At 32.1% G+C, this 23666-nt stretch carries 21 protein-coding genes; 6 read left to right on the forward strand and 15 right to left on the reverse strand.

Annotated elements, in window-relative coordinates:
- Positions 1-8 precede the first annotated feature (8 nt).
- The 15 genes from BXY80_RS00295 to BXY80_RS00365 all read right to left on the reverse strand — a co-directional run bounded on the left by BXY80_RS00295 (position 9) and on the right by BXY80_RS00365 (position 15744).
- On the reverse strand, positions 9-941 hold the full coding sequence (locus BXY80_RS00295) for a glycoside hydrolase family protein (protein ID WP_120199231.1): 933 nt from the start codon (positions 939-941) through the stop codon (positions 9-11).
- Positions 938-1600, reverse strand: a complete 663-nt coding sequence (locus tag BXY80_RS00300) for an acetyltransferase (RefSeq protein ID WP_120199232.1) — start codon at positions 1598-1600, stop codon at positions 938-940. The genes BXY80_RS00295 and BXY80_RS00300 overlap by 4 nt, the downstream gene beginning before the upstream one ends.
- A 5-nt stretch (positions 1601-1605) precedes the next feature.
- Positions 1606-2244: a class I SAM-dependent methyltransferase gene (locus tag BXY80_RS00305; RefSeq protein ID WP_120199233.1), complete on the reverse strand. Its 639-nt coding sequence runs from the start codon at positions 2242-2244 to the stop codon at positions 1606-1608.
- Positions 2241-2945, reverse strand: a complete 705-nt coding sequence (locus BXY80_RS00310; RefSeq protein WP_120199234.1) for a WbqC family protein — start codon at positions 2943-2945, stop codon at positions 2241-2243. Before BXY80_RS00310 ends, BXY80_RS00305 begins: the two co-directional genes overlap by 4 nt.
- Positions 2942-4015, reverse strand: a complete 1074-nt coding sequence (locus tag BXY80_RS00315) for a DegT/DnrJ/EryC1/StrS family aminotransferase (protein ID WP_120199235.1) — start codon at positions 4013-4015, stop codon at positions 2942-2944. The genes BXY80_RS00310 and BXY80_RS00315 overlap by 4 nt, the downstream gene beginning before the upstream one ends.
- Positions 4016-5149 carry an FkbM family methyltransferase gene (locus BXY80_RS00320; protein ID WP_120199236.1) on the reverse strand — a complete coding sequence of 378 codons (1134 nt, stop codon included), beginning with the start codon at positions 5147-5149 and terminating at the stop codon, positions 4016-4018.
- 5 nt (positions 5150-5154) lie between these two features.
- On the reverse strand, positions 5155-6384 hold the full coding sequence (locus tag BXY80_RS00325; RefSeq protein WP_120199237.1) for an ABC transporter ATP-binding protein: 1230 nt from the start codon (positions 6382-6384) through the stop codon (positions 5155-5157).
- A gap of 88 nt (positions 6385-6472) precedes the next feature.
- Positions 6473-7318, reverse strand: a complete 846-nt coding sequence (locus BXY80_RS00330; protein ID WP_120199238.1) for an ABC transporter permease — start codon at positions 7316-7318, stop codon at positions 6473-6475.
- 149 nt (positions 7319-7467) lie between these two features.
- Positions 7468-8325, reverse strand: coding sequence for a class I SAM-dependent methyltransferase (locus BXY80_RS00335; protein ID WP_120200308.1), 858 nt, complete (start codon positions 8323-8325; stop codon positions 7468-7470).
- 167 nt (positions 8326-8492) lie between these two features.
- Positions 8493-9428, reverse strand: a complete 936-nt coding sequence (locus BXY80_RS00340) for an NAD-dependent epimerase/dehydratase family protein (protein ID WP_120199239.1) — start codon at positions 9426-9428, stop codon at positions 8493-8495.
- A gap of 165 nt (positions 9429-9593) precedes the next feature.
- Positions 9594-10574 carry an SDR family oxidoreductase gene (locus tag BXY80_RS00345; protein WP_120200309.1) on the reverse strand — a complete coding sequence of 327 codons (981 nt, stop codon included), beginning with the start codon at positions 10572-10574 and terminating at the stop codon, positions 9594-9596.
- On the reverse strand, positions 10574-11866 hold the full coding sequence (locus tag BXY80_RS00350; protein ID WP_120199240.1) for a nucleotide sugar dehydrogenase: 1293 nt from the start codon (positions 11864-11866) through the stop codon (positions 10574-10576). The genes BXY80_RS00345 and BXY80_RS00350 overlap by 1 nt, the downstream gene beginning before the upstream one ends.
- Positions 11867-12454, reverse strand: a complete 588-nt coding sequence (locus BXY80_RS00355; protein ID WP_245977124.1) for a sugar transferase — start codon at positions 12452-12454, stop codon at positions 11867-11869.
- Position 12455: 1 nt separating this feature from the next.
- The gene (locus BXY80_RS00360) at positions 12456-14948 is read right to left on the reverse strand and encodes a polysaccharide biosynthesis tyrosine autokinase (RefSeq protein ID WP_120199241.1); all 2493 of its coding nucleotides are present in this window, start codon (positions 14946-14948) and stop codon (positions 12456-12458) included.
- A 4-nt stretch (positions 14949-14952) separates the two neighbouring features.
- Positions 14953-15744 (reverse strand): polysaccharide biosynthesis/export family protein, encoded by a 792-nt coding sequence (locus BXY80_RS00365; RefSeq protein ID WP_120199242.1) that lies wholly within the window; start codon positions 15742-15744, stop codon positions 14953-14955.
- 100 nt (positions 15745-15844) lie between these two features.
- Between BXY80_RS00365 and BXY80_RS00370 the strand changes: the two genes are divergently transcribed.
- From BXY80_RS00370 to BXY80_RS00395, 6 genes are all read left to right on the forward strand, one after another.
- Positions 15845-17713 carry an ABC-F family ATP-binding cassette domain-containing protein gene (locus BXY80_RS00370; protein WP_120199243.1) on the forward strand — a complete coding sequence of 623 codons (1869 nt, stop codon included), beginning with the start codon at positions 15845-15847 and terminating at the stop codon, positions 17711-17713.
- A complete protein-coding gene (locus BXY80_RS00375; protein ID WP_245977126.1) occupies positions 17703-18470 on the forward strand; it encodes an O-methyltransferase in 768 nt (255 codons plus the stop codon). Before BXY80_RS00370 ends, BXY80_RS00375 begins: the two co-directional genes overlap by 11 nt.
- Before the next feature lie 75 nt (positions 18471-18545).
- Positions 18546-19121 (forward strand): cob(I)yrinic acid a,c-diamide adenosyltransferase, encoded by a 576-nt coding sequence (locus BXY80_RS00380; protein WP_120199245.1) that lies wholly within the window; start codon positions 18546-18548, stop codon positions 19119-19121.
- A 149-nt stretch (positions 19122-19270) separates the two neighbouring features.
- Positions 19271-19492: a DUF2795 domain-containing protein gene (locus tag BXY80_RS00385; protein ID WP_010177336.1), complete on the forward strand. Its 222-nt coding sequence runs from the start codon at positions 19271-19273 to the stop codon at positions 19490-19492.
- Positions 19493-19706: 214 nt separating this feature from the next.
- Positions 19707-23060 (forward strand): preprotein translocase subunit SecA, encoded by a 3354-nt coding sequence (gene secA, locus BXY80_RS00390; RefSeq protein WP_120199246.1) that lies wholly within the window; start codon positions 19707-19709, stop codon positions 23058-23060.
- A 178-nt stretch (positions 23061-23238) separates the two neighbouring features.
- Positions 23239-23643 carry a hypothetical protein gene (locus BXY80_RS00395; protein WP_120199247.1) on the forward strand — a complete coding sequence of 135 codons (405 nt, stop codon included), beginning with the start codon at positions 23239-23241 and terminating at the stop codon, positions 23641-23643.
- Positions 23644-23666 lie beyond the last annotated feature (23 nt).

Raw genomic sequence — 23666 nt, forward strand, 5'->3', positions numbered from 1 at the left:
TTTATTAGTTAATTCAATATTGCATAACCAAACCCTGTAACACCAAAGCCATTGCCATTATAAAACATAAATTTACTGTTATTATGTTCAATAACATTTGGGTAAGACATCATTTCACTATCCCAGCCATTTTCAGATATGTCAATACCTACCAACGCATCTTTTCTTGACCATTTAATACCATCTATAGACTCAGCATATCCAATTCTATATGAGCAATTTTTGTCTATTCTATAACCTTTTGCTTTTCTGTAGCCATACCACATTTTATAGATATTATCTTCTTTTAATACTGAAGCACTTACAATCCCGCCTTCCTCTTCATTTTTAAAATCTATAGCAATAACACCTTGCCTTTTCCAGTTTATTCCATCTTTTGACTCAGCATACTTAATATGGTAAAACGGTTCTAATTTTGAATCGATAAATTCCCACTTTACACATGACAAATACCACATTTTCCATGTACCATTTTCAATAACTACATTAGAAGTTCCAGTAAAATAAGGTTCTAAATGTGTTGATGGTAAAATCGAACCTTCAAATTGTCTTTTAAAAGTCACTCCATCATCTTCACTTACAGCCAATCCAATTGAATTATGGTAAGGAACAGTTTGTTTAACTGTCCAACCTATATAATAAAGGTATTTTAAATTTCCATATTTGATGATTGACGAAGGCATAAGTCCACTATCATCAAAAGTGCCAATATTTCCAAAATCAAAAAGAAACTTATCATTTCGATATAAGATATTATTTGGGTTACCTGCTTCAACTTCTATATAACTTATTTGACTTTGACCTTTTATATTTCTGGTAGCGTAATAGATTCTCCAAATCTCATCGTTGAGCTTATCAACCACTGGACATTGCGCATGTGTTTTATTCCATTCAAATTGACCATCAACATTAAAGATTAATCCTTTTTTAATCCACTTCATATATCTAGCTCTAAACTGTCTTTACTCTCTAATTTTTTAGCAGGATTACCTACATAAACACCCCAAGCATCTGTGTTTTTAGTTATAGAAGCCGACATTGCTACTAAACTGCCTTCTGCTAAAACAATGCCATCTCTAATGGTAGCATTTACTCCAAAAAAACAATTAGACTCAACTATACAATGACCAGATAAAACCACATGAGATGTAAACATAACATGATCTTTAATAACAGAATGATGTCCTATATGATTACCACTCCAAAGAATTACATTATTTCCTATTTTAGTAAAAGGTTGTATGGTATTATTTTCTAAAATAAAACAATTATCTCCAATTTGGTTATCAAAAACAGTTGCTTTAGAACTAATATAACTTATAAAACTATATCCTTTATGCTGAGCTTCTAAGTAAACTTTTTCTCTAATCTTGTTCATTTTTTTGGGAGACATTGGGGCAAAGAACTCAAACTTTGAAGGTGGATAACTTGTTTCTACATTTTCAAATTCAACTATGGGCAAGCCTCTAAATAGCTTAATTTCTGGCATATATGCTTTATGCAAGCAAAATGCAACAACTTCATGCTCAGAATCATGCTCTAAATAATAATGTGCTAATTCAGCAAAGTCTTGAATTCCAAAAATAATAACTTTAGCCATCCAAACTATTTTTTAAAAACATAAACTGTATATTCAAATAACCCATAATCATTACGAATAATAAAATTTCTTGTTAATTTTTTTGATAAAAAATCACTTAATGCATCTAAAGAAACATGAAACAAATCGTCTCTTTCCCATTCTACAGTTTTAGACATCACATTAAATGCAAAACCTTTTTTTGTTTTGCTATAAATAACTGCAATTAATTTTGTGAAATAGTTCCACATTTCATCAAAAGAAAGTTCTCTTTTTTCTGTAAATATGCCATTCATTATTACGTAATCAAAATTTGGAATACTTTTATTAGAATCTAAAATATCAACACAATAAAATGTACTATTTGGGTATTTATTTTTTGCTATATCAATAAATTTTTGTGAAATATCTAAACCTATATAACTAATGTTATGATAGTTTTTTCTGTCCAAAAAACCAAAAAGATGTGCTGTTCCACAGCCAAAGTCTAGCAGTGACACTTTATTATCAGAATCATTATTAATTCTAATAATATCAACCATTACTTCGTAACGTTTATCAACATCTTCCAGTTTAGGCCAATCGACACCAAGATGCGTATCTCCATGCTTTTTTAAACAATTCTCATAATGCTTAACAATCTTTTTATAACCATCCTCTTTCATAATAATTCATAATTATTAAGTAACTGCTTAACGCTGTTTATAGAATTAAACATTAAAACATCTATAATTGATAACCAAGGTACAAAATCATTATTGAACTGCTTATAAGGTATTGCATTGGGTTTTAAAAAGTTCAAATCTATATTATGAACTTTAAACTTTGGTTTTTCATATAAATCAACACCACCTATTGGATTAATATATTGGATAGCTTTTTCTTTTTTACAAATTGTAATTATTCTGTTTTCTCCTTTTAAAGAAATAGAATCGTGATGAGATATTGAGCTATATTTAAATGTTGTATTTAGGTTTAAGTATTTTGCAACAAGCATTGTGCTTTCTGCTGCCATAACTGAAATAGTTTTTTTATTATCTAAACAAAAAAAGTTTTCTAATAATGGATAAATATTTTTAAAATATGGTGCTTTATTATAATTATGCTTAATAGTGAAGAGTAATTTTGAGATCTCCTTCGAGTCAAAATTTAATTCTGTTTTATTAATAAATTTATTCTGACTTATTTTTTTACAAGAGATTGTAAATGGAGATCTTTCTCCTTTAATTAATAAATTATTTCTGTTTATAAATCCTTTTTTTATAAAATTTACATCATCAAAAAACACAAAAGTATCTACTGCATTTATTAACTGAAAATAGCCAATATATGGAAATATGTAGGGCTGCATTATTGCTACTTTCATAATTGCTTTAATACTAATGCTATAATTTTATTGACATCAATTATAGGCAAATCATAAAATAAAGGTAAGCATAACACTCGTTTAGATATCGTATCAGAAATTGGCTGAGAAACCTTATTTACATAGTCTAAATTATTTAAACTAGGATAGAAGTAACGTCTTGTAAAAATTTGTTCTTTTTCTAAAGCTGCTTTTACGTTTAATAATTGAGTTTCGTTTTTAAAAATTACAGGAAAGTAACTATAATTCCAATTAGTATTCTTTCTAATTTTTAGTGATTGCAATTCTGTCTTACTAAATGCACTTGAATAAGCTTCACAAATAGCCTTTCTTTTATCTATAACATCTTCAATATATGGCAATACAGCTAATCCCATTGCAGCTTGCAACTCACTCATTTTGGCATTAACACCAATACCTTGAATACTTTCCGGTCCTTGATGTCCAAAATTGTGATGATAAAATAAAGTATCATGTATTGCTTTTGAATTGGTAAACATAGCGCCTCCTTCTCCTGTGTGAAATAACTTAGTGGCATGGAAACTACAAGTACTTATATCACCATAATTAAATATGGACTGACCTTTATAAGTAACTCCAAAACAATGTGCCGCATCATAAACTACTTTTAAATTGTGTTTCTTTGCAATGACTTCAATGGCTTTGACATCACATGGGTTTCCAAAAACATGAGTTGCAAAAATAGCTGTAGTTTTTGTGGTAATAGCAGCTTCTATTTTTGTTTCATCAATCGTTAAATATTCTGGGTGAATATCAACAAATATTGGTGTACAACCTTCCCAAACAATACTACTTGTAGTAGCAACATAACTAAAGGGTGTGGTGATTATTTCTCCTGTTAACCCTAAGGCTTTAATGGCAATTTGTAATGGCAATGTCCCGTTGGTGGTTGCAATGATGTTTGGAACTTGTAATTTTTTTTTTAGCCTTTCTTCTAGTTCTTTTACTAATACACCTCTATTAGTTATCCAACCAATATCCCAAGCTTGTTTTAAAATAGCTTGATATTCCTCTTGTGGTGGTAAAAATGTTTTAGTAACATTTATCATTTAGTAATTTTTTGGTTTAGCAAAACATATTGTTTCCTCAGAATGAATCGTATAATGACCTAAGAATATTTCGTAACCTAAATTTAAGTCCAAAATCCAATTAGGTATATTCACAAAGTCGTCAAAACTATGATAAGTTGCTATAGCTAATTTAGGCCTAAAAGTTTTAATGGTTTCAATAGCTCCTTCAAGTGCCATTGGTTCAGCTCCTTCTATATCCATTTTTATAAAATCTACTTTTTTAAGATTTTTTGATTTTACAAAATCATCTACTGAAATAGTTTTGCAGCTACCTGTTTGACCTTCAAATGGTTTAAGTTCAACTCTACTCCCAGGTCCATTATCCATATAATAAATGGTATCCTCCGATTTTTTTGAAACAGGTAGTTGAATTAATTCAATTCTCTTTAGCAACATAGGGTTAAAGGATGTATTGATATTGAACAGTTTAATGTTGTTGGGAATAAATTCAAATGAAAATATTTTTCCATTATCGCCAGACTTATGGGCGAAATATAGAGCTGTATCTCCCCAACATGCGCCAATGTCCAAAACAACATCATCATTTTCAACAGCTACAATATCTTTATCATTAATTTTATAAGCATACTGTTCAATGATATAATCAATAGCTATCCCTATTTCAGAAAAATATAATTTAATATCATAATCAATAGGCTCTAAATCAAACTTTTCGAGAATAAAATGCATGAAATTTGGGTCATACGTATCATTTGAATTGGATAATTTTTTTGCCTGTTCAATAGCATTCCAATATAGTACATTATTACGTGGTAATTTGACTTTTTTAAAGCCCAATAACCTATAAGCAATTAAACTAATTAATAATTTTTTATCTTTCTTAGAAATAATGTCCCAAAGGGAATATATTCCGTGTAGGTAATCTTCAACAAATTCATCTGCTCTTTTATAATACAACTCAATTTCAGCATGATAGCCTATAGTTTTTTTTATTACCTTTTTTAAATTCTTCAAACTTACATTATGCTTTTTAGAATCATTTGTTTTTGATTCATAAGCTCCAAACCTATATTCATCATAGTTTTCAATTCCATAATTATTATTAATGGAATATCTAATTTTTTTATAAAGTGCCTTTTTAAAGTTACTCATGCTATTTAATTAACATATTTTAATTCTGAATCGATCAAATAAGGGTTCCAAATTTGGAGGTCATGATTCACTTGAAAGGTTATTGCCTTATGTACTTTATAAAAAATATTTTTAGATAATGTTTCGGAAGCACTAAACGTTATATTGTAAACTCCCTTTGATAAGTTTATATTTTTAATTTCAATAAGGAATTCAATTTCTGTATTGTGTTCTATCTCTTTTGTAATTTGTTTTAAAGGTATTATCTCTGCTATAGATCTTTGTTCTTTATCATAAATTGCAAAACTTAAAAATGGTGTTTTATTTAAGTTTACATTTTTTATTGTACACTTTAAGTTTATCGTGTCTCCCCAATTAATTTTATAAATCCCATTGTCGCTTTTTGCATTTTCTAAAGTAGCACTAATCAATTCTAAAGAATTATCAGTAAAAACAACATCTGAGTCTTCATTTGTTAAAAAAGAATTATAATATAAATCTATACCTTTAGATACATTTTCGCCTTGAAATTCAGTTTTACCTTTACTCAATAAAATAATTTGATTACAAATTCTAGATATCATTGGCATACTATGAGATACAAAAATAACTGCTGTATTAGGTAAAACAGTATCTATAGCTTTAAAGCATTTTAAAATAAATCCTAAATCCCCAACCGCCAATACCTCATCTATAATAAGTACATCTGGTTCCATTTGAGCGGCTACTGCAAAACCTAAACGCACTTTCATTCCAGAACTATAATGTTGTACTGGCATATCAATAAATTCTTCTAGCTCAGCAAATTCAATTATGGCGTTTAATTTTTCATCTATTTCGTGTCGGCTAAAACCTAAAACTGCACCATTATTATAAATATTTTCGCGACCACTTAAAATAGGATTAAAACCTGCGCCTAGTTCTATTAGCGCACCCACACGACCTTTAATCGTGACTTTGCCTTCGTCAGGATTAATCAAGCCGTTTAGTATTTTTAACAAGGTTGATTTCCCTGCGCCATTATGGCCAATAAGCCCTAAACACTCACCACGACGCAACTCAAAACTAACATCTTTAACAGCCCAAAACTCTTTAGATCGTAATTCACTCCCCTGAGTACTCCCACGCACACCACTTACCAAATCTTTGACACCATACCACAAGCCTGTTTTAAGGTCTTTGCAAAACTTCTTGCCCAAGCCTTCTACTTTTACTAGAACTTCCTCACTTGCTGCTATGTGCTGCGTATCAAACATATCTATTTATAAACTCTTTTTTCTTTATTTTATCCTCTTTCTTCTTCTCCATATTCCCACTATTCACTTTAAACTCAATTTCATCATCCTAAGCACTCAACCGCTCCACAATAATTGGGATTGAAATTCTATAAATAACCAAACCAATAAACAACAAAGGCACACAAACAGCTAAAACAACTAAAAAATAAGTTAAGTATTCTGGGCTTAAACCAACTGCCAAATCGCGTGCTGTTAAAACAATAGGTGTTATAGGGTTCCACGTCATAATACTTTGCATCATACCGCTTTTTGGTATCGCATATACCACAGGAGTAACATACATTAAAAACTGCATCCCAAAAGTAATAATCTTACCTATATCTTTATACAACAACCCCATAGGTGTTACAAACAAGCCAAGGGTAGTCCCAAAAAGGATAGCACCTAAAATGGCAACAGGAAACAATAACAAACTCCAATGAAAGCCTACGCCATAAAAAAATACAAATAAAACTAAGAGTAAAACCTTAATAGAGCTATCAAATAATAACTTATAAATACCAGACACAATCAAAGCCTCCTTAGGAAAGTTAATTTTACTAAGAATACCTTTAGCAGCATTGGTATTTTGAATAGGTGAGTTAATAGACGCTACAACAACAGACCATATTAAAGTCCCTGAAAATGCATAAACCGGATAAGGTATACCTGTATCAGATAACTTAATAGTACCACTACTATTTAAAAAAATCCAAACAAAAGCAGTTGCTATTGGTGTTATCAAAGCCCAAACTATACCTAAGTACGATTGTCTATACTGAGCAGTAATATCGCGTTTTGCTAGTTGTCGAGCCAAAAAACGAGATTGATACATATCTTGCAAACTGGCTTTTAAAAGCGTACCAATTTTAAGAGTACGCTGTTTTTGATAAATGCGAGTTTCTAACGCCATAGATACTTTAAACTAATCCTATATTGATTGGAGCTAATATACTAAATGCATTAGAAATTTCCAGTAGCTCATACAGTTAATTTTGAGTGTAGTATATAGAGTAAATATCGTTTTTAAAACCATAGATATACATCAAAAAATACTGCACCTTAAAATCTAGAATTTCTATATATAACAACTTGACTTCTAGCTCCAAAACAACGTACACCTTTTGGTAACACCTTTTCTAGCTCTAATGCAATACGCTTAAAACGACCTGCATGCTTTTTGTTAACTGGCAACATCCTGCAAAAACGTTCAAAAATCCCTAAAGGGAGTATATCTACAGATCTAAACAATCGATTGCCAACATTCTTATAATGGCGGGAGCTATTATCTCGTGGCGGATGTGGATCTGCGGCTTCCCATGCTTTAAAGGCTTTTGGCTGTAACCATTTTGATGGACGGTCATTCATAGGCACCGCCCAACGCAACTCATCTAAAACCTTACTATTTACTGCAGTTTCAAAAAAACGAGCTTCTCCATCTGGTTTTAAAACGCGAGAAACTAACTTTAATATTTCAAATTCTAAATCTAAGGTGAGATGATGTAAAAAAGCTTTTCCTATAACAAAATCAAAACATTGTGCTTCCAAATTAGTTTTTGTAAAGTCTCCACTAATAAACGTGATGTTATGCTTAAAAGGATAGCTTTTGTTAAGCGCAGCTATGATAGTACCACTACGATCAGATATATCATTTGCAACAACCTTTGCCCCTAAAGCAGCCATAATAGCCACATTAACACAATCGCCACAACCCAACTCCAAAATAGTTTTACCTTTAATACGCTCTTTAAATCCGTTAGCATACATACCAACCCAACTAATATCCGATCTCGTAGCTGCTTTTAAATAACGGTCTACATGATTTAATATTTGTAATATCGCTTTAATATTAACCGCCTTGTATTGCGCATCATAGTGCAACTTATTATGATTAATAGTCGTTTGGGTAGTATTAGGCATTTCCATTATAATACAGCATTAAGGCGTCTTTTTACCAAAAAAAGCAATGGTTTTATACTAAATCATTACACTCCTAGCTAATAATAAAAAGGCTTACAATAGATTTAAGGTTCTAAAATAAAATAAATACAGATGCACTCCTAATATTTATTGGCACAAAATACGTACTAAACGGTAGAGTGCTCTTTATGCAAATGAATGAGATTGATGATGCCTTCATCCAATGTAGTTAACCTTCTATCTAAAAGGGCTTTCATTTTAGAAATGTCTGGACATCGACGTTTCATATCGCCTTCTTTTAAGGCAGGTAAATGTATAATGTCTGAGCTTGAATGCGTTATTCGTTTTATAATTCGAGCCAATTCTAGTATGGTAATTTCCTTATCATTACCTACATTTAAAACATCATTTACATAAGCATCTTGTAACATGGTGTTAACACAAGCGTGAATGGTATCGTTAATATAACAAAAGGAACGTGTTTGCAGACCACTACCATAAATCTCTATAGGCTCATTTTTTAATGCCGCTTTTATAAACCTAGGGATTACAAAATCTTCACTTTGATGTGGACCATAGGTATTAAAAAACCTAAAAATAGTATAGTCTAAACCATAGGCTTTTTGGTACGATCTAAAAAATGCCTCGCCTACGTTTTTAACAATAGCATAAGGCAATCTCGAATTTAATGGTGTGGTATTCTCATTTTGAGGTATTTCAAAAGGTTCGCCATATACTTCAGAAGAACTAGAATAAAACACACGCTTTACTCCAGAGTTTTTAGATAATGACAGTACGTTTTTAATGCCTTCTATATCATTTAAAACCAAAATTGGGTGTTCTAAAGTACGCTTTACACCTACTACTGCTGCAAAATGAAACACATAATCAAAATCATAACGCCCAAAAATAGGCACAACATCTTCATACTTATTAATATTTGCGTTAATAAATTTTACAGTATCGTACTTTGGAATTTTGTCTAAACTACCTGTTAATAGATTATCGACAATTACTATAGTATGGTTTTTATTAACCGATAACTGTTCAGCCAATGCACTACCAATATTACCTGCGCCTCCAGTAATTAAAATGTTTGACATCTATACAAAATTTAGGTTAGACTTCTTAATAGAAAACTATTAAGCCCTAAACATTTTGAGGTCAAGTAGTATTACGTTAAATCACAAAGGCGATTTAAATATAGTAAAATACATTGATAATCAAATCTATAAACAGAAAGTATTTATTTTAAAACAAGGCAGAGTTTAGATAAAGCTATCCCAAGTTACTTTTAAACCTTCTCTAACGGTAAACTGAGGCTGGTAGCCTAAAAGATGTTCTGCTTTAGATATATTAGCTAAAGAATCGCGTACATCACCTTGTCGTTCTGGACCATAATTAGCAGCTAGGCTTGAACCGGCAGCATCTTTTAAAGCATTCCACAGGTAATTTACACTTATACGCTCACCACAGGCAATATTAAACACCTGATTACTAGCCGCTTTTGATGCAAAAAAACCTTTTACATTGGCTTGAATTGCATTATCTACAAAAGTAAAGTCCCTAGTTTGCTCGCCATCACCATTAATCTTTGGTGGTATATTATCTTTTAAAGCTTGCATAAACAACGGAATAACCGCAGCATATGCACCATCTGGACTTTGTTTTGGCCCAAAAATATTAAAATAGCGTAAGCCTATAACATCAGTATTGTAAGTTTTACCAAATACATCAGCATACAATTCGTTAACGTATTTTGTGACGGCATAAGGTGATAATGGATGCCCTATATTTTCTTCAACTTTAGGAAGCGTTTTACTATCTCCATAAGTAGAACTTGATGCAGCATAAACCATACGTTTAACCGTTTTTGATTCCTTTAAAGCAATCATCATATTTAAAAATCCTGAAATATTTACAGCATTTGTAGTCGCTGGATCGTTAATGGATCGTGGTACTGATCCAAGTGCCGCTTGGTGAGACACATAGTCTATTCCATCTATAGCTTTAACACAGGTTTCATAATCTCTTATATCGCCTTCTAATAACTCAAAAGATGGATTGCTTGCAAATGCCTCTAAATTCTCACGATGACCATTAGAAAAATTATCTAGCACTCTTACTTTTTTAGCATTATACTTTAATAAGTATTCTACAAGGTTAGAGCCTATAAAACCTCCACCACCTGTAACTAGAAAAGACAGCTTACTTAAATCGTTTGTATCGTGATATATATTAGTGTACATCATAATCTTGCATCTACTATCTGCTTTGGAAATAAAGACTTGACATCAAAAATAACACCATCTGCAGATTTTAATTGTTTTAAATCGAGTGTTAAAAATTCTTTATGAGATACAGCCAACACAATAGCTTCATATGAAGTTTCTAACGCAGCGGCTTTAGTTAATAATTCTAATCCATACTCGTGGCTTACTTCTTCTTTTGAAGCCCATGGATCGTAAACAGTTACATCAACATGATAGGCTTGAAACTCCCTTATAATATCTATTACTCTTGAGTTTCGAATATCTGGACAGTTTTCTTTAAACGTAATACCCAATACTAAAGCTTTTGCGCCTTTTATCGTTGCTCCCTTTTTTATCATCATCTTAACGGTTTCCTGAGCAACATAACTTCCCATACTGTCGTTCATTTTTCGTCCTGCTAAAATAATTTCTGGATTATATCCAGATTCAATAGCTTTTTGTGCTAAATAATAAGGGTCTACACCTATACAATGCCCACCAACAAGCCCTGGTGTAAAATTAATGAAATTCCATTTGGTGCCTGCTGCCTCTAAAACGGCTTTGGTGTCAATATCTAAAAGACGAAATATTTTTGAAAGCTCATTAACAAAAGCAATATTAATATCACGTTGTGAATTCTCGATAACCTTGGCTGCTTCTGCAACTTTTATGGATGGTGCTTTATGCGTTCCTGCGGTTATTATAGACTTATATAAATGATCTACTCTATCTGCTATTTCTGGTGTAGAGCCAGAGGTTACTTTTAGTATTTTAGTAACTGTATGTTTTTTATCACCTGGATTAATTCGTTCTGGAGAATATCCAGCAAAAAAATCAATATTAAATTTTAACCCCGATTCTGCCTCAAGAATAGGCACACATATATCTTCTGTAACACCAGGATATACTGTAGATTCATAAATAACAATATCACCTTGCTTTAAAACTCGACCAACATTTTCACTAGACTTAATTAAAGGGGTGAATATGGGTTTATTTAAAGCATCTGTAGGTGTTGGCACTGTAACAATGTAAATGTTAGAGTCTGCAATATCACTAGAAGAGTTAGAAATAAATAAACCTTGATCTGCATCAGTAGTATTAACCAAAACAGCTTTTAAATTATCATCTTCAACTTCTAAGGTCTGGTCTATACCTTGTTTTAACTCATCAATACGCTTTTGATTGATATCAAAACCAACAACATGAAACTTTTTTGCAAACTCTACTGCTAAGGGCAAACCTACATACCCTAAGCCTATGATTGTAATTTTATCTTTTTTAGCCATTTAATTAACTATCGATTTAAGTATATACTTCAAATCTAAATAAAAACTCCAATTCTGCACATATTTTTTATTGATTTCAACCTTATCTGTCCAAATAATCGTTCTATTGTATGTTTCAGGGTCAAGTTGTTGTGATAAAATATACTCTTCATCCTTATATTTTAAGGTTGCTGGTCCTGTTATACCAGGTTTCACTTTTAAAATCACTCTATCTTGTCCTTTAAGGATATCTGCAAAGCCTTGCAAATCTGGTCGTGGTCCAACAAAACTCATGTCACCAAGAATAACATTAAATAATTGAGGTAATTCATCCAACTTAGAAGTTCTTAAAAAGTACCCAATAGTAGTTGCTCTAGATGCTAAGGTCCCCAATAGATGTTTGCCTTTTTTTAAAGTTCTAATTTTTAAAATCTTGAAAAGCTTTCCATGTTGTCCAACTCTAGTTTGCATAAATAAACCAAACTGTCTTGTATCTAGTGTTGCTATAAAAACAAGTAGAAAAATAGGCAGCAACAATAGTGGCAAAAGTAAAAGGCTCAAAACCAAATCAAATGTTCTTTTTAAGCTGAGTTCCTTAGAAGTAATCAAATTACAAACGTTTTAAAAAGCGTCTTAAACGGTATAGTATTGAAGGTTTTTCATCGGTTTCATGGTAAGCACTACCGTAAGTACCGTAGCCATAACCGTAGCCATAACCATAGCCGTAGCCATAACCATAACCGTAATTATGGTTTGTTTTGTGTTTGTAAAAGTTAAGCACAAAGCTTATGTTTTTTACTTCTCCAATTTTATGTTTTGCATTGATGAGTGATAACATGCCTTTTTTTGTATAATCCAAACGCACCATAAATATGGATGCATCTGCATATTGAGTTAACTCTAAGGCATCTGTAACCAAACCTAAAGGTGGTGTATCAAGAACAATCATATCATAAGTTTGACGAAGTTTGTCAATAAGTGTTTTCATAGATGCTCCCATTAATAACTCAGATGGGTTAGGCGGTACTGGTCCAGATGGAATGATATCAAGATTTTCAATATGAGCTTTATATTTAATTGTTTCTAAATCACTTTCTCCTATCAAATAATTAACAACGCCTTTATCATTACCTATATTAAAATCTCCAAATATTTTTGGTTTACGTAAATCGAGTCCTAATAGAATTGTTTTTTTACCCGAAAGTGCATATACTGTAGCTATGTTTATCGAACAAAATGTTTTACCTTCTCCACTAACAGACGAAGTTATCATTAAGGTACGTCCTAAACCATCTTGAGCTTGCTTTTTATAAATAAACTGCAAACTAGAACGTATAGATCTAAATGATTCTGAAACGGCAGACTTTGGTTTCTCATAAACAACTAAATTGTTTTTATAATTATACTTACCAACTAAACCGAGAATTGGTATTTTAGATAAGCGTTCTACTTCATCAGACCCATGAATGGTATTGTCTAATAAGAAAATAACAAAAATCATAAACAAAGGCGCAAAAAATCCTATCATAAGCGCCATCATATAATTAAGGCTCTTGTTAGGACCAATCAATCCGCCACCAATATCTTTAGCCTCGTCAATGGCCACAATATCAGATACATTTGCTGCCTTTACAATTGCAGCTTCACTACGTTTAGCTAAAAACACATCATAGGCCTCTTGGCTTATATTCATTTGGCGCTGTATTTTTAAATACTCTTGTTGTTCTTCTGGCAAATCAGTTAATTGAGCTTCAAGCTTATAAATGTTTGCATTAATTGTACTTAATAATTGGCGTATGGTTTTTTTAGTACCATCTAACACTTCTAATAACACATTTTTTTCAGATTCAATTTTTCTATCAATATCCTTAAAAAGCACATTACCTTCTTTTACGGTATACTCTAAATTTTGACGCTCGATGGCTAAACCTGTTATTTTAGAAACACTAGATAAAATGTTACGCTCTTCTATACCTACTGAGGTTGGAGCTGCAATTTTTGTATAATCTGTTTTAGTTTTTAAATAGGTTTCTAACGAATTTAAATAATCTATTTTAGTGTTTTCAGCTTCTTTTTGTACGTCAAATTTTTTAAGTTTCGCAGTTACTAGCTTCATTTCTTGACTAACATCAAATATTTTATTCTGCTTTCTAAAAGCATTCATCTCATCAGTAGCACCTTTTAAATTCAAATTCACAGCATTTAAACTGCTATCAATAAATTTAATCGTATTTGAAGCATATAAATTTTTACGTTCTAATTCTGTTCTACTTAAAATTGCAGTAGTACAATTGAGGTAATCAACAATTTTAGCTTTATTATTACCAATAAGAGATAATTTTAAAACAGAGGACGATTGCTTAGAGAAAGGCTCAATCTTAATAGCGTTTTTATAAGCATTAACTATACCATCAAAATTTGAAAACCGAATAAAAAACTCAGAATTAGGCAACACTTTTTTTCGCTCTCTTTTTGTTATCGTTCCAGAAAAGAATGAGAGTTCTATTGGCTGCCCAAATTGGTAAGTTTGTTTAAAAGCACCTTTTGGCACAGTTACGCTATATTTAGCTTTGTCTAAATACCGTTGAACTTGTCTGCTCCCAGACGAAAAATTAAGAAACAACTCAAAATGGGTTTCATCTAAAAACCGGATTCCTATGGGTTGATTTAACAACTGTCCCTTTTCGGTATTTATAAGAACTTTAAAAGGAGCATCTTTGTATATATCTACTAATCGATATTTCCCTTGAACCAAAAAATTCATATAAGATTGTAAGGAGTCTACAACCTTTTCATTATGAGTTCTCGTTTTTATAGAAGTCATAATTTTTCCTGTCTTTCCAGAAACGCCACCCCAATTAAATGAAATACTTGTATTTGCAGTAAAAAATGGGTTTTGTTCACTCTCTACAGTTATTAAAGAATCTAAACGATAAATATTTTGCTTTCTAATATTAACCCAATAGGCAACTATCAAAGCAACTCCTATACTTAATAAAACAAGCTTCCATAGGTTTAAGACTTTAAATAAAAATCCCTTAAAGTCAAAAGTCATTCCTCTTGCTTCGTTAGCATCTATATCCTGAAAATCATAGTCTGACATAATACTATCTGTTTATTAATAGAATAGTTGTGGTAATCAAACCTAAAACAGATACAATAGTACCCATAGTTTGCACAGCAGTTGTCCCGGTGCCTAAAGATTTTTGCTTTAGGGGTTTAACATAAATAATATCATTAGGTTGTATATAATAATAAGGTGAATTCATAACAGCAACATCGGTCATGTCTAAATGATGAATTTCTTGACCTTGTGGATATTGCCGGATTATTAATACATCTTTCTTATTACCTGTTACTGGAATTTCGCCAACATTAGCAATAGCTTCAAAAATATTAACGCGTTCTTGAAATATGGTTATAGTTCCTGGATTCCCAACCTCTCCATTAGCAGTAAACCTCAAACCAGCCAACTTAACTGTAATAAAAATATTTGCTGTTGCTTTAAATTGCTCTTCAAGAAGTTTCTCTTCAATCATCTTCTCGATTTCCTCTGTAGTAAAACCTAATACATTTAAAGTCCCTAATGTAGGTACTCTAATATTACCGTGTAAATCAACAGTAAAGCCATCAAAATATGCACGTTCTTCACTAGAGGCATTTAAATTACCTTCGCCAACTGGATTAAAAATTGACACATTATCTTGATCTAAAACTTTTACTCTAATATTTAATATATCGTTAATTTGAACACGATATGCTTTTTGTTGCTCAACGAGAACTTGTGTAGAATCTAAAGCCTTTCCTTTGTTTTGTAAATAAAGCGTATCCTTATAAGGAATACAAGAGGTTAATAATACACTTATTACCAATACTGTAACCAATAAAATGCTTTTCATATTAAGGCGCTTGTTGCTTCACAAATATAGTTTATCACTAGGAATATCAAAACTATTATCTATTTTTTTGGTTTATTTACGTTATTTGTAAAAAAACACTTTGAACTACCTTACTGTCGAAAATATTTCAAAAGCTTATGGCGAATTAGAACTCTTCTCTAATTTATCATTTAGCATTCATAAAGATGATAAAATTGCCTTTGTTGCAAAAAATGGAAGTGGCAAAACCTCTATACTAAATATCTTATCTGGAAAAGACACTCCAGATGCAGGACAAATTGTTATGCGTAATGGTTTACGCATTGCTTTTTTATCACAATCTCCAGATTTTGATAAAAACTTAACCATAGAATCTGCAATATTCAATTCAGACTTACCTATACTGAAAATTATTGGTGATTACGAAAAAGCATTACAAAATCCAGAAGATGAAGATGCTTATCAAAAAGCATTTGAACAAATGGAGGTTCATAATGCTTGGGAATTTGAACTTCAGTTTAAACAAATTCTTTTTCAGCTTAAACTAGATCAACTAGACCAAAAAATAAGCACAATGTCTGGTGGACAAATTAAACGCTTGGCATTAGCCCAAGTATTAATTAGCAATCCCGATCTATTAGTTTTAGATGAGCCTACCAATCATCTTGACTTAGAAATGATCGAATGGTTAGAACAATATTTTGCTAAAGCAAAGTTTACTTTGTTTATGGTAACTCACGACCGCTATTTTCTAGAACGAGTCTGCAATGAAATTATTGAACTTGACCATGGCAAGCTATATACTTACAAAGGAAATTACAGCTATTACCTAGAAAATAAAGAAGCCCGCATTACACAAGAGCAAGTAGAAACCGGTAAAGCCAAACAACTCTTTAAAAAAGAATTAGAGTGGATGCGACGCCAACCTAAAGCGCGTACCACAAAATCAAAATCTCGTATTGATGATTTCTCAGATATAAAAAAACGTGCTCATAAACGCAGAAATGACCATAAAATCGAGCTTGAGATTAATATGGAACGTCTTGGCAGCAAGATTGTCGAGTTTCATAAAGTATCAAAAGCATTTAAAGACAAAAGCATTTTAAATGCTTTTGAATATGTGTTTAAAAAAGGTGAACGTATTGGTATTATTGGAAAAAACGGAACTGGAAAATCCACTTTTCTTAATATGCTTACCCAAAATATCCAACCCGATTCTGGCAAAGTCATTATTGGCGACACAGTAAAATTTGGCTATTACACGCAAGGCGGCATTAAAATAAAACCGCAACAAAAGGTCATTGAAGTTATTAAAGAGTTTGGTGAGTACATTCCGTTAACAAAAGGGCGACAAATAAGTGCAAAACAACTTTTAGAACGTTTTTTATTTGACGGAAAAAAGCAACACGATTATGTTGAAAAACTAAGTGGTGGCGAGCAAAAACGCTTATATCTATGTACCGTTTTAATTCAAAATCCAAATTTTTTAATTTTAGATGAACCTACTAACGACCTCGACATTGTAACACTTAATATTCTTGAAGATTTCTTACTCGATTTCCCTGGTTGTCTTTTAGTTGTTTCGCATGACCGTTACTTTATGGACAAAATTGTAGATCATCTATTTGTATTTAAAGGTCAAGGTGAAGTTCAAGATTTTCCTGGTAATTATTCAGATTACAGAACTTATGAAGCTTCTGTTCTGCCTGTAAGTAAAACTAAAGATGACGTCGTTAATAACTCTGAAGAAAAAAATAAAACTAATAAAGCTGAAAAACTATCTTACAACGAACAAAAGGAATACAAAAACCTTGAAAGCAAAATAAGAGCTTTAGAGTTTGATAAAAAAGCCCTTGAAGAACAATTTAATGATACTACATTAACTCAAGATGAGATAACAAAACTATCAGATAAACTTCAGCAAGTAATTAATGACATTGAAACTAAAGAAATGCGCTGGTTTGAACTTTCAGAAAAATTTGAATCTTAGTCACGTGTATCAAATTATTGAATATATAAAGTTTCTTTTTAAATCTACAAATCAGCATGGTGTGCATTCGCCTTTTGTATATCATCTAATCACTAAATGCTTTTATGACAAATACAATTACCCTGAATATTCAGCTTTAAAAAAATACCGAGAAGCACTTTACAAAAATCATAAAACTATTACCGTTAATGACACTGGAGCAGGCAGCAGAACATTTAAGTCTAACTCAAGAAAAATATCACAGATTGCTAAAACAGCAGGAACATCGTCTAAAAGAGTTAGATTACTGTATCGCTTAGTTAACTATCTATCTATTAAACAGATATTAGAGCTAGGTACATCGGTAGGTTTAGGTACTTCGGCTTTAAGGTATGGCAAAAAAGTGATAACCATTGAAGCCTGTCAAGAAACCTCTAATGTTGCTCAACAAAATCTTAACTCTAATACCATAGATTTTAGAGTTAATACTTTTGAGAAAGAACTACCTTTATTAAAAGATAAAATTTTTGATTTAGTCTTTATTGATGGCAATCATCAAAAAGAAGCTACTTTAAGTTACTTTAATCAATTAATAGAACAAACCCATAACGACTCAGTGTTTATTTTTGACGATATACATTGGTCAAAAGAAATGGCAGAAGCTTGGGAAATTATTAAACAACACCACAAAGTAACACTAACAATTGATACGTTTTTTTGGGGATTTGTATTCTTTCGTAAAGAGCAAGCAAAAGAACATTTTATAGTTAGAGTATAATATAGAATTTGAAACTGTTCAAAATTCATTTTAAAAACTTTTAACTTTTAACTTTTAACTTTTAACTTGCATAACATGAAGATTTACACAAAAACAGGAGATAAAGGCACAACAGCTTTATTTGGAGGTACACGCGTACCTAAACACCATATACGTATTGACAGTTACGGCACTGTAGATGAACTCAATTCTCATTTAGGATTAATTAGAGATCAAGAGATTGACCAACACTACAAAGATGTTATCATTGATATTCAAGACCGATTATTTACCGTAGGAGCAATTTTAGCTACAGACCCAGAGAAAGCAATTTTAAAAAGCGGGAAAGAGCGTTTAAATATTCCAAAAATTTCTAAAGAAGATATTAGCAAACTAGAACATGAAATGGATCGTATGAATGCGTCACTTCCGCAAATGACACATTTTGTTTTACCTGGTGGCCATCAAACTGTGTCATTCTGTCACATAGCACGTTGTGTGTGCCGCAGAGCCGAACGTTTAGCGAGTGCACTCAACGATTTAGAGCCTTTTTTACCAGAAGCACTCACCTATTTAAACCGCCTTTCTGACTACCTCTTTGTATTGGCACGAAAGTTGTCCTATGACTTGCAAGCTGATGAAGTAAAATGGATTCCTAAAAAAGAATCTTAATTAGTATTTGCAGATCTAAATATTAGAGTTCTAGGCTTAAAAATCAGTAAAAATTGCACGTTCTTTCAAATTATTTATAATTAATACGTTTTTTTCTTGACTTTTTGAACTATAATTTTATTTTTGCACAAATTTAAAACGCATAACAAATGTATTGGACATTAGAATTAGCATCGTATTTAAGTGATGCACCTTGGCCAGCAACAAAAGACGAATTAATTGACTACGCTATTAGAACAGGAGCTCCTTTAGAAGTTGTTGAAAATCTACAAGCGATAGAAGACGAAGGCGACTCTTACGATTCAATTGAAGAAATCTGGTCAGATTATCCAACAGACGAAGATTATCTTTGGAACGAGGACGAGTACTAACAACGTTCTTAATCTAAATATAAAAACATAACAAATATGCTATGTTTAGAATAAAAAGAAAAGTTAAAAAGTCTCATTTTGAGACTTTTTTTATTCGCTATTCTTTAATAAATATAGTACAACCCTTATCTTTGAAAATGCTTTTAAAAGCGCAAAGATGTAACTAAAATATACAACTGATTTTACAACATCAGTTCAACTAAAATATAAACACATGAGTTTTTTAAATTCAGTATTAAAAGTATTTGTAGGCGACAAATCTAAACAAGATGTCAAAGCCATTAACCCAATTGTAGAGCAAGTTAAAACATTTGAAAGTGCTTTAGAAGTCTTATCTCACGATGAGTTAAGAGGAAAAACAGCAGAATTTAAAGCTAAAATCGCTGATGCAAGACAACCTCTTAATGATAACATAGAAAACCTTCTTAAAGAAGCTGAAGATACAGAAGACATAGACAAAAGAGAAGACATCTATGTTGAGATAGATAAAATTAAAGACGAGGTTTACAAAGTTACTGAAGATGTATTAAACGCCATTCTTCCTGAAGCTTTTGCAGTCGTAAAAGAAACTGCAAAACGTTTTGTACACAATACAACTATTCCTGTAAAAGCAAATGAATTTGACCGTTTAATTTCTGGAGATAAAGACTATGTAACCCTAGAAGGCGAGCAAGCCGTTTGGGCAAACTCTTGGGATGCTGCTGGAAAAGCCATCACTTGGGATATGATTCACTATGATGTGCAATTAATTGGTGGTATAGCAATGCACCAAGGTAAAATTGCCGAAATGCAAACTGGTGAAGGTAAAACTTTAGTAGCAACGCTTCCTATGTATTTAAATGCACTTGCTGGTCGTGGTGTGCATTTGGTAACTGTAAATGATTATTTAGCAAAACGTGATAGCGCTTGGATGGCTCCTATTTTTGAGTTTCATGGTTTAAGTGTTGATTGCATTGATTATCATACACCAAACTCTCCAGCACGTAAAAAAGCATATTTAGCTGATATTACTTACGGAACAAATAACGAATTTGGTTTTGATTACTTGCGTGATAATATGGCTAATTCGCCTGACGATTTAGTACAACGTCCTCACCATTTTGCAATTGTAGATGAGGTAGATTCTGTATTGGTTGATGATGCAAGAACACCATTAATTATTTCTGGACCAATACCAAAAGGAGATGTTCATGAGTTTACAGAATTAAAACCTAAAGTAGACGATATTGTTAATGTACAACGTAAATACCTTACTGGTGTTTTAGCTGAAGCCAAAAAATTAATTGCCGAAGGTGATACCAAAGAAGGTGGTTTTTTATTACTTCGCGCTTATAGAGGTATTCCAAAAAACAAGGCATTAATTAAGTTTTTAAGTGAAGAAGGTGTTAAACAATTACTTCAAAAAACCGAAAACTTTTACATGCAAGACAACAATCGTGAGATGCCTAAGGTAGATGCTGAGTTGTACTATGTCATAGAAGAAAAAAATAATCAAGTAGAATTATCTGATAAAGGTGTTGAATTCCTTTCAGGAAAAGATAATCCAAACTTTTTCGTCATGCCAGAAATTGGTATTGAAATAGCAAAAATTGAAGCTAAAGGTTTATCTAAAGAAGAAGAAGCTGAAGAAAAAGAAGGCTTATTTAGAGAGTTTGGTATAAAATCAGAACGTATACATACACTTAACCAATTGCTTAAAGCTTACGCTTTGTTTGAAAAAGACAACCATTATGTTGTTATGGACAACAAAGTAATGATTGTTGATGAGCAAACGGGACGTATTATGGATGGTCGTCGTTATAGCGATGGTCTACACCAAGCTATTGAAGCTAAAGAAAATGTAAAGATTGAAGATGCTACACAAACCTTTGCCACAGTAACGCTTCAAAATTACTTTAGAATGTATCGCAAACTGTCTGGTATGACAGGAACAGCTGTAACAGAAGCTGGTGAGTTTTGGGAAATATACAAGCTTGATGTTGTAGAAATCCCAACAAACAGACCAATTGCTCGTGACGACAGAGAAGATTTAGTTTATAAAACAAAGCGAGAAAAATACAATGCAGTTATAGAAGAAGTAACGCAATTATCACAAGCTGGTCGTCCAGTATTAATTGGTACAACCAATGTTGAAATTAGTGAGTTATTAGGTAAAATGTTGAGCATACGTAAAGTGCCTCACAATGTCTTAAATGCAAAACTTCACAAAAAAGAAGCCGATATTGTAGCTCAAGCAGGACAACCTGGTCAAGTAACAATTGCAACCAATATGGCAGGTCGTGGTACAGATATTAAGCTTATTGACAAAATAAAAGAAGCTGGCGGATTAGCCATTGTTGGTACAGAACGTCATGATTCGCGTCGTGTAGACAGACAGTTACGTGGTCGTGCTGGTCGTCAAGGAGATCCAGGAAGTTCTCAGTTTTATGTGTCTCTTGAGGATAATTTAATGCGCTTATTTGGTAGTGAGCGTATTGCCAAAATGATGGATAGAATGGGATTAGAAGAAGGTGAAGTTATTCAGCATTCTATGATTTCAAAATCTATTGAGCGTGCTCAAAAGAAAGTAGAAGAAAACAACTTTGGTGTTCGTAAGCGTTTATTAGAGTATGATGATGTGATGAATGCGCAGCGTGAAGTAGTTTACAAACGTCGTCGTCATGCATTACATGGCGAACGTCTTCGTGTAGATTTAGCAAACATGATTTATGATACCTCTGAAGGTATTGCTGAAACAAATAAAGAAGCCAACGATTACAAAAACTTTGAGTTCGAATTGATTCGTTATTTTTCAATGAGTTCTCCAATAACTGAAGCAGAATTTCAAAAATTATCTGTAATGGATATCGCTGGTAAAGTATATAAAGCAGCTTTTAATCATTATAGAGAAAAAATGCAACGTAATGCAGATTTAGCGTTTCCTGTAATTAAAAATGTATACGAAACACAACGTGACAAATTTAAGCGTATTGTAGTTCCTTTTACAGATGGCGTTAAAAACTTACAAGTTGTTACAGACCTTGAAAAAGCATACGAAACACACGGAAAACAACTAGTAAATGACTTTGAAAAGAATATTACATTAGCCATTGTTGATGATTCTTGGAAAACACATTTACGTAAAATGGATGAGTTAAAACAATCGGTTCAATTAGCAGTACATGAACAAAAAGACCCATTATTAATTTATAAGTTTGAAGCTTTTGAATTGTTTAAACAAATGATTGACCAAGTAAATAAAGATGTCATCTCATTTTTATTTAAAGGTGAATTACCTACAGAAACCCAAGACACCATTCAAGAAGCGCGTACTCGTAAACAAGAAAAGTTGCAAACGCAAAAAGACGAAATTCCAAATATGGACGAACGTGCTGCACAAAGTAGAGCGGCTGGAAACACCCAACGTCAACAAGAAGTTATAGAAACTATTGTACGTGATAAACCAAAAATTGGTCGTAACGATCGTGTTACAATTAAACACGTTATGAGTGGTGAAAATAAAACAGTAAAATACAAACAAGCAGAACCTTTAATCGCAAAAGGCGAATGGGTTTTAATTGAAGAGTAGCCACTAATTGGCATTTAATTACTACACACTTTTGACCAAAAACTAATTATTTTGTGTCACACTTAGCGTAGCCGAAGTGTCTCTAATATTAAAAATTTAAACATAGTACATTAATCCTGATAGCATAACTATCAGGATTTTTTATTACCTTCAAACCACTAACTAAACTATACTTATCATGAAAAATATACTAGCAACCATTGTAGGTTTTATTGTTGCATCACTAACCGTATATGTTTTTGAAACATTAATTGGTCATAGTTTATTCCCTTTACCAGAACATATTGACCCAATGAATATGGACTCTATAAAAGAAAACATGCACCTCATACCAACTGGAGCAAAAGTGTGTGTTGTTATAGCACATTTTATGGGAATAGTTGTTGGAATGCTTGTGGCTGCTCTAATTTCTAAAACCAGTATGATTCCTGCCTATATTGTTGGTGGACTTATGCTTGCGGCAACTGCATTTAACTTGATAATGCTTCCTAAAGACACATGGTTTTTAATTGCAGATGCAGGTTTAGCTATTTTAGGGTTTTTATTAGGTAAAAAACTAGCGCAATCAAAAATTAAATCTTGATTTTATAGCTTTTAAAAGTGTAT

This window comes from Ichthyenterobacterium magnum (assembly GCF_003610635.1).
Taxonomy (GTDB): domain Bacteria; phylum Bacteroidota; class Bacteroidia; order Flavobacteriales; family Flavobacteriaceae; genus Ichthyenterobacterium; species Ichthyenterobacterium magnum.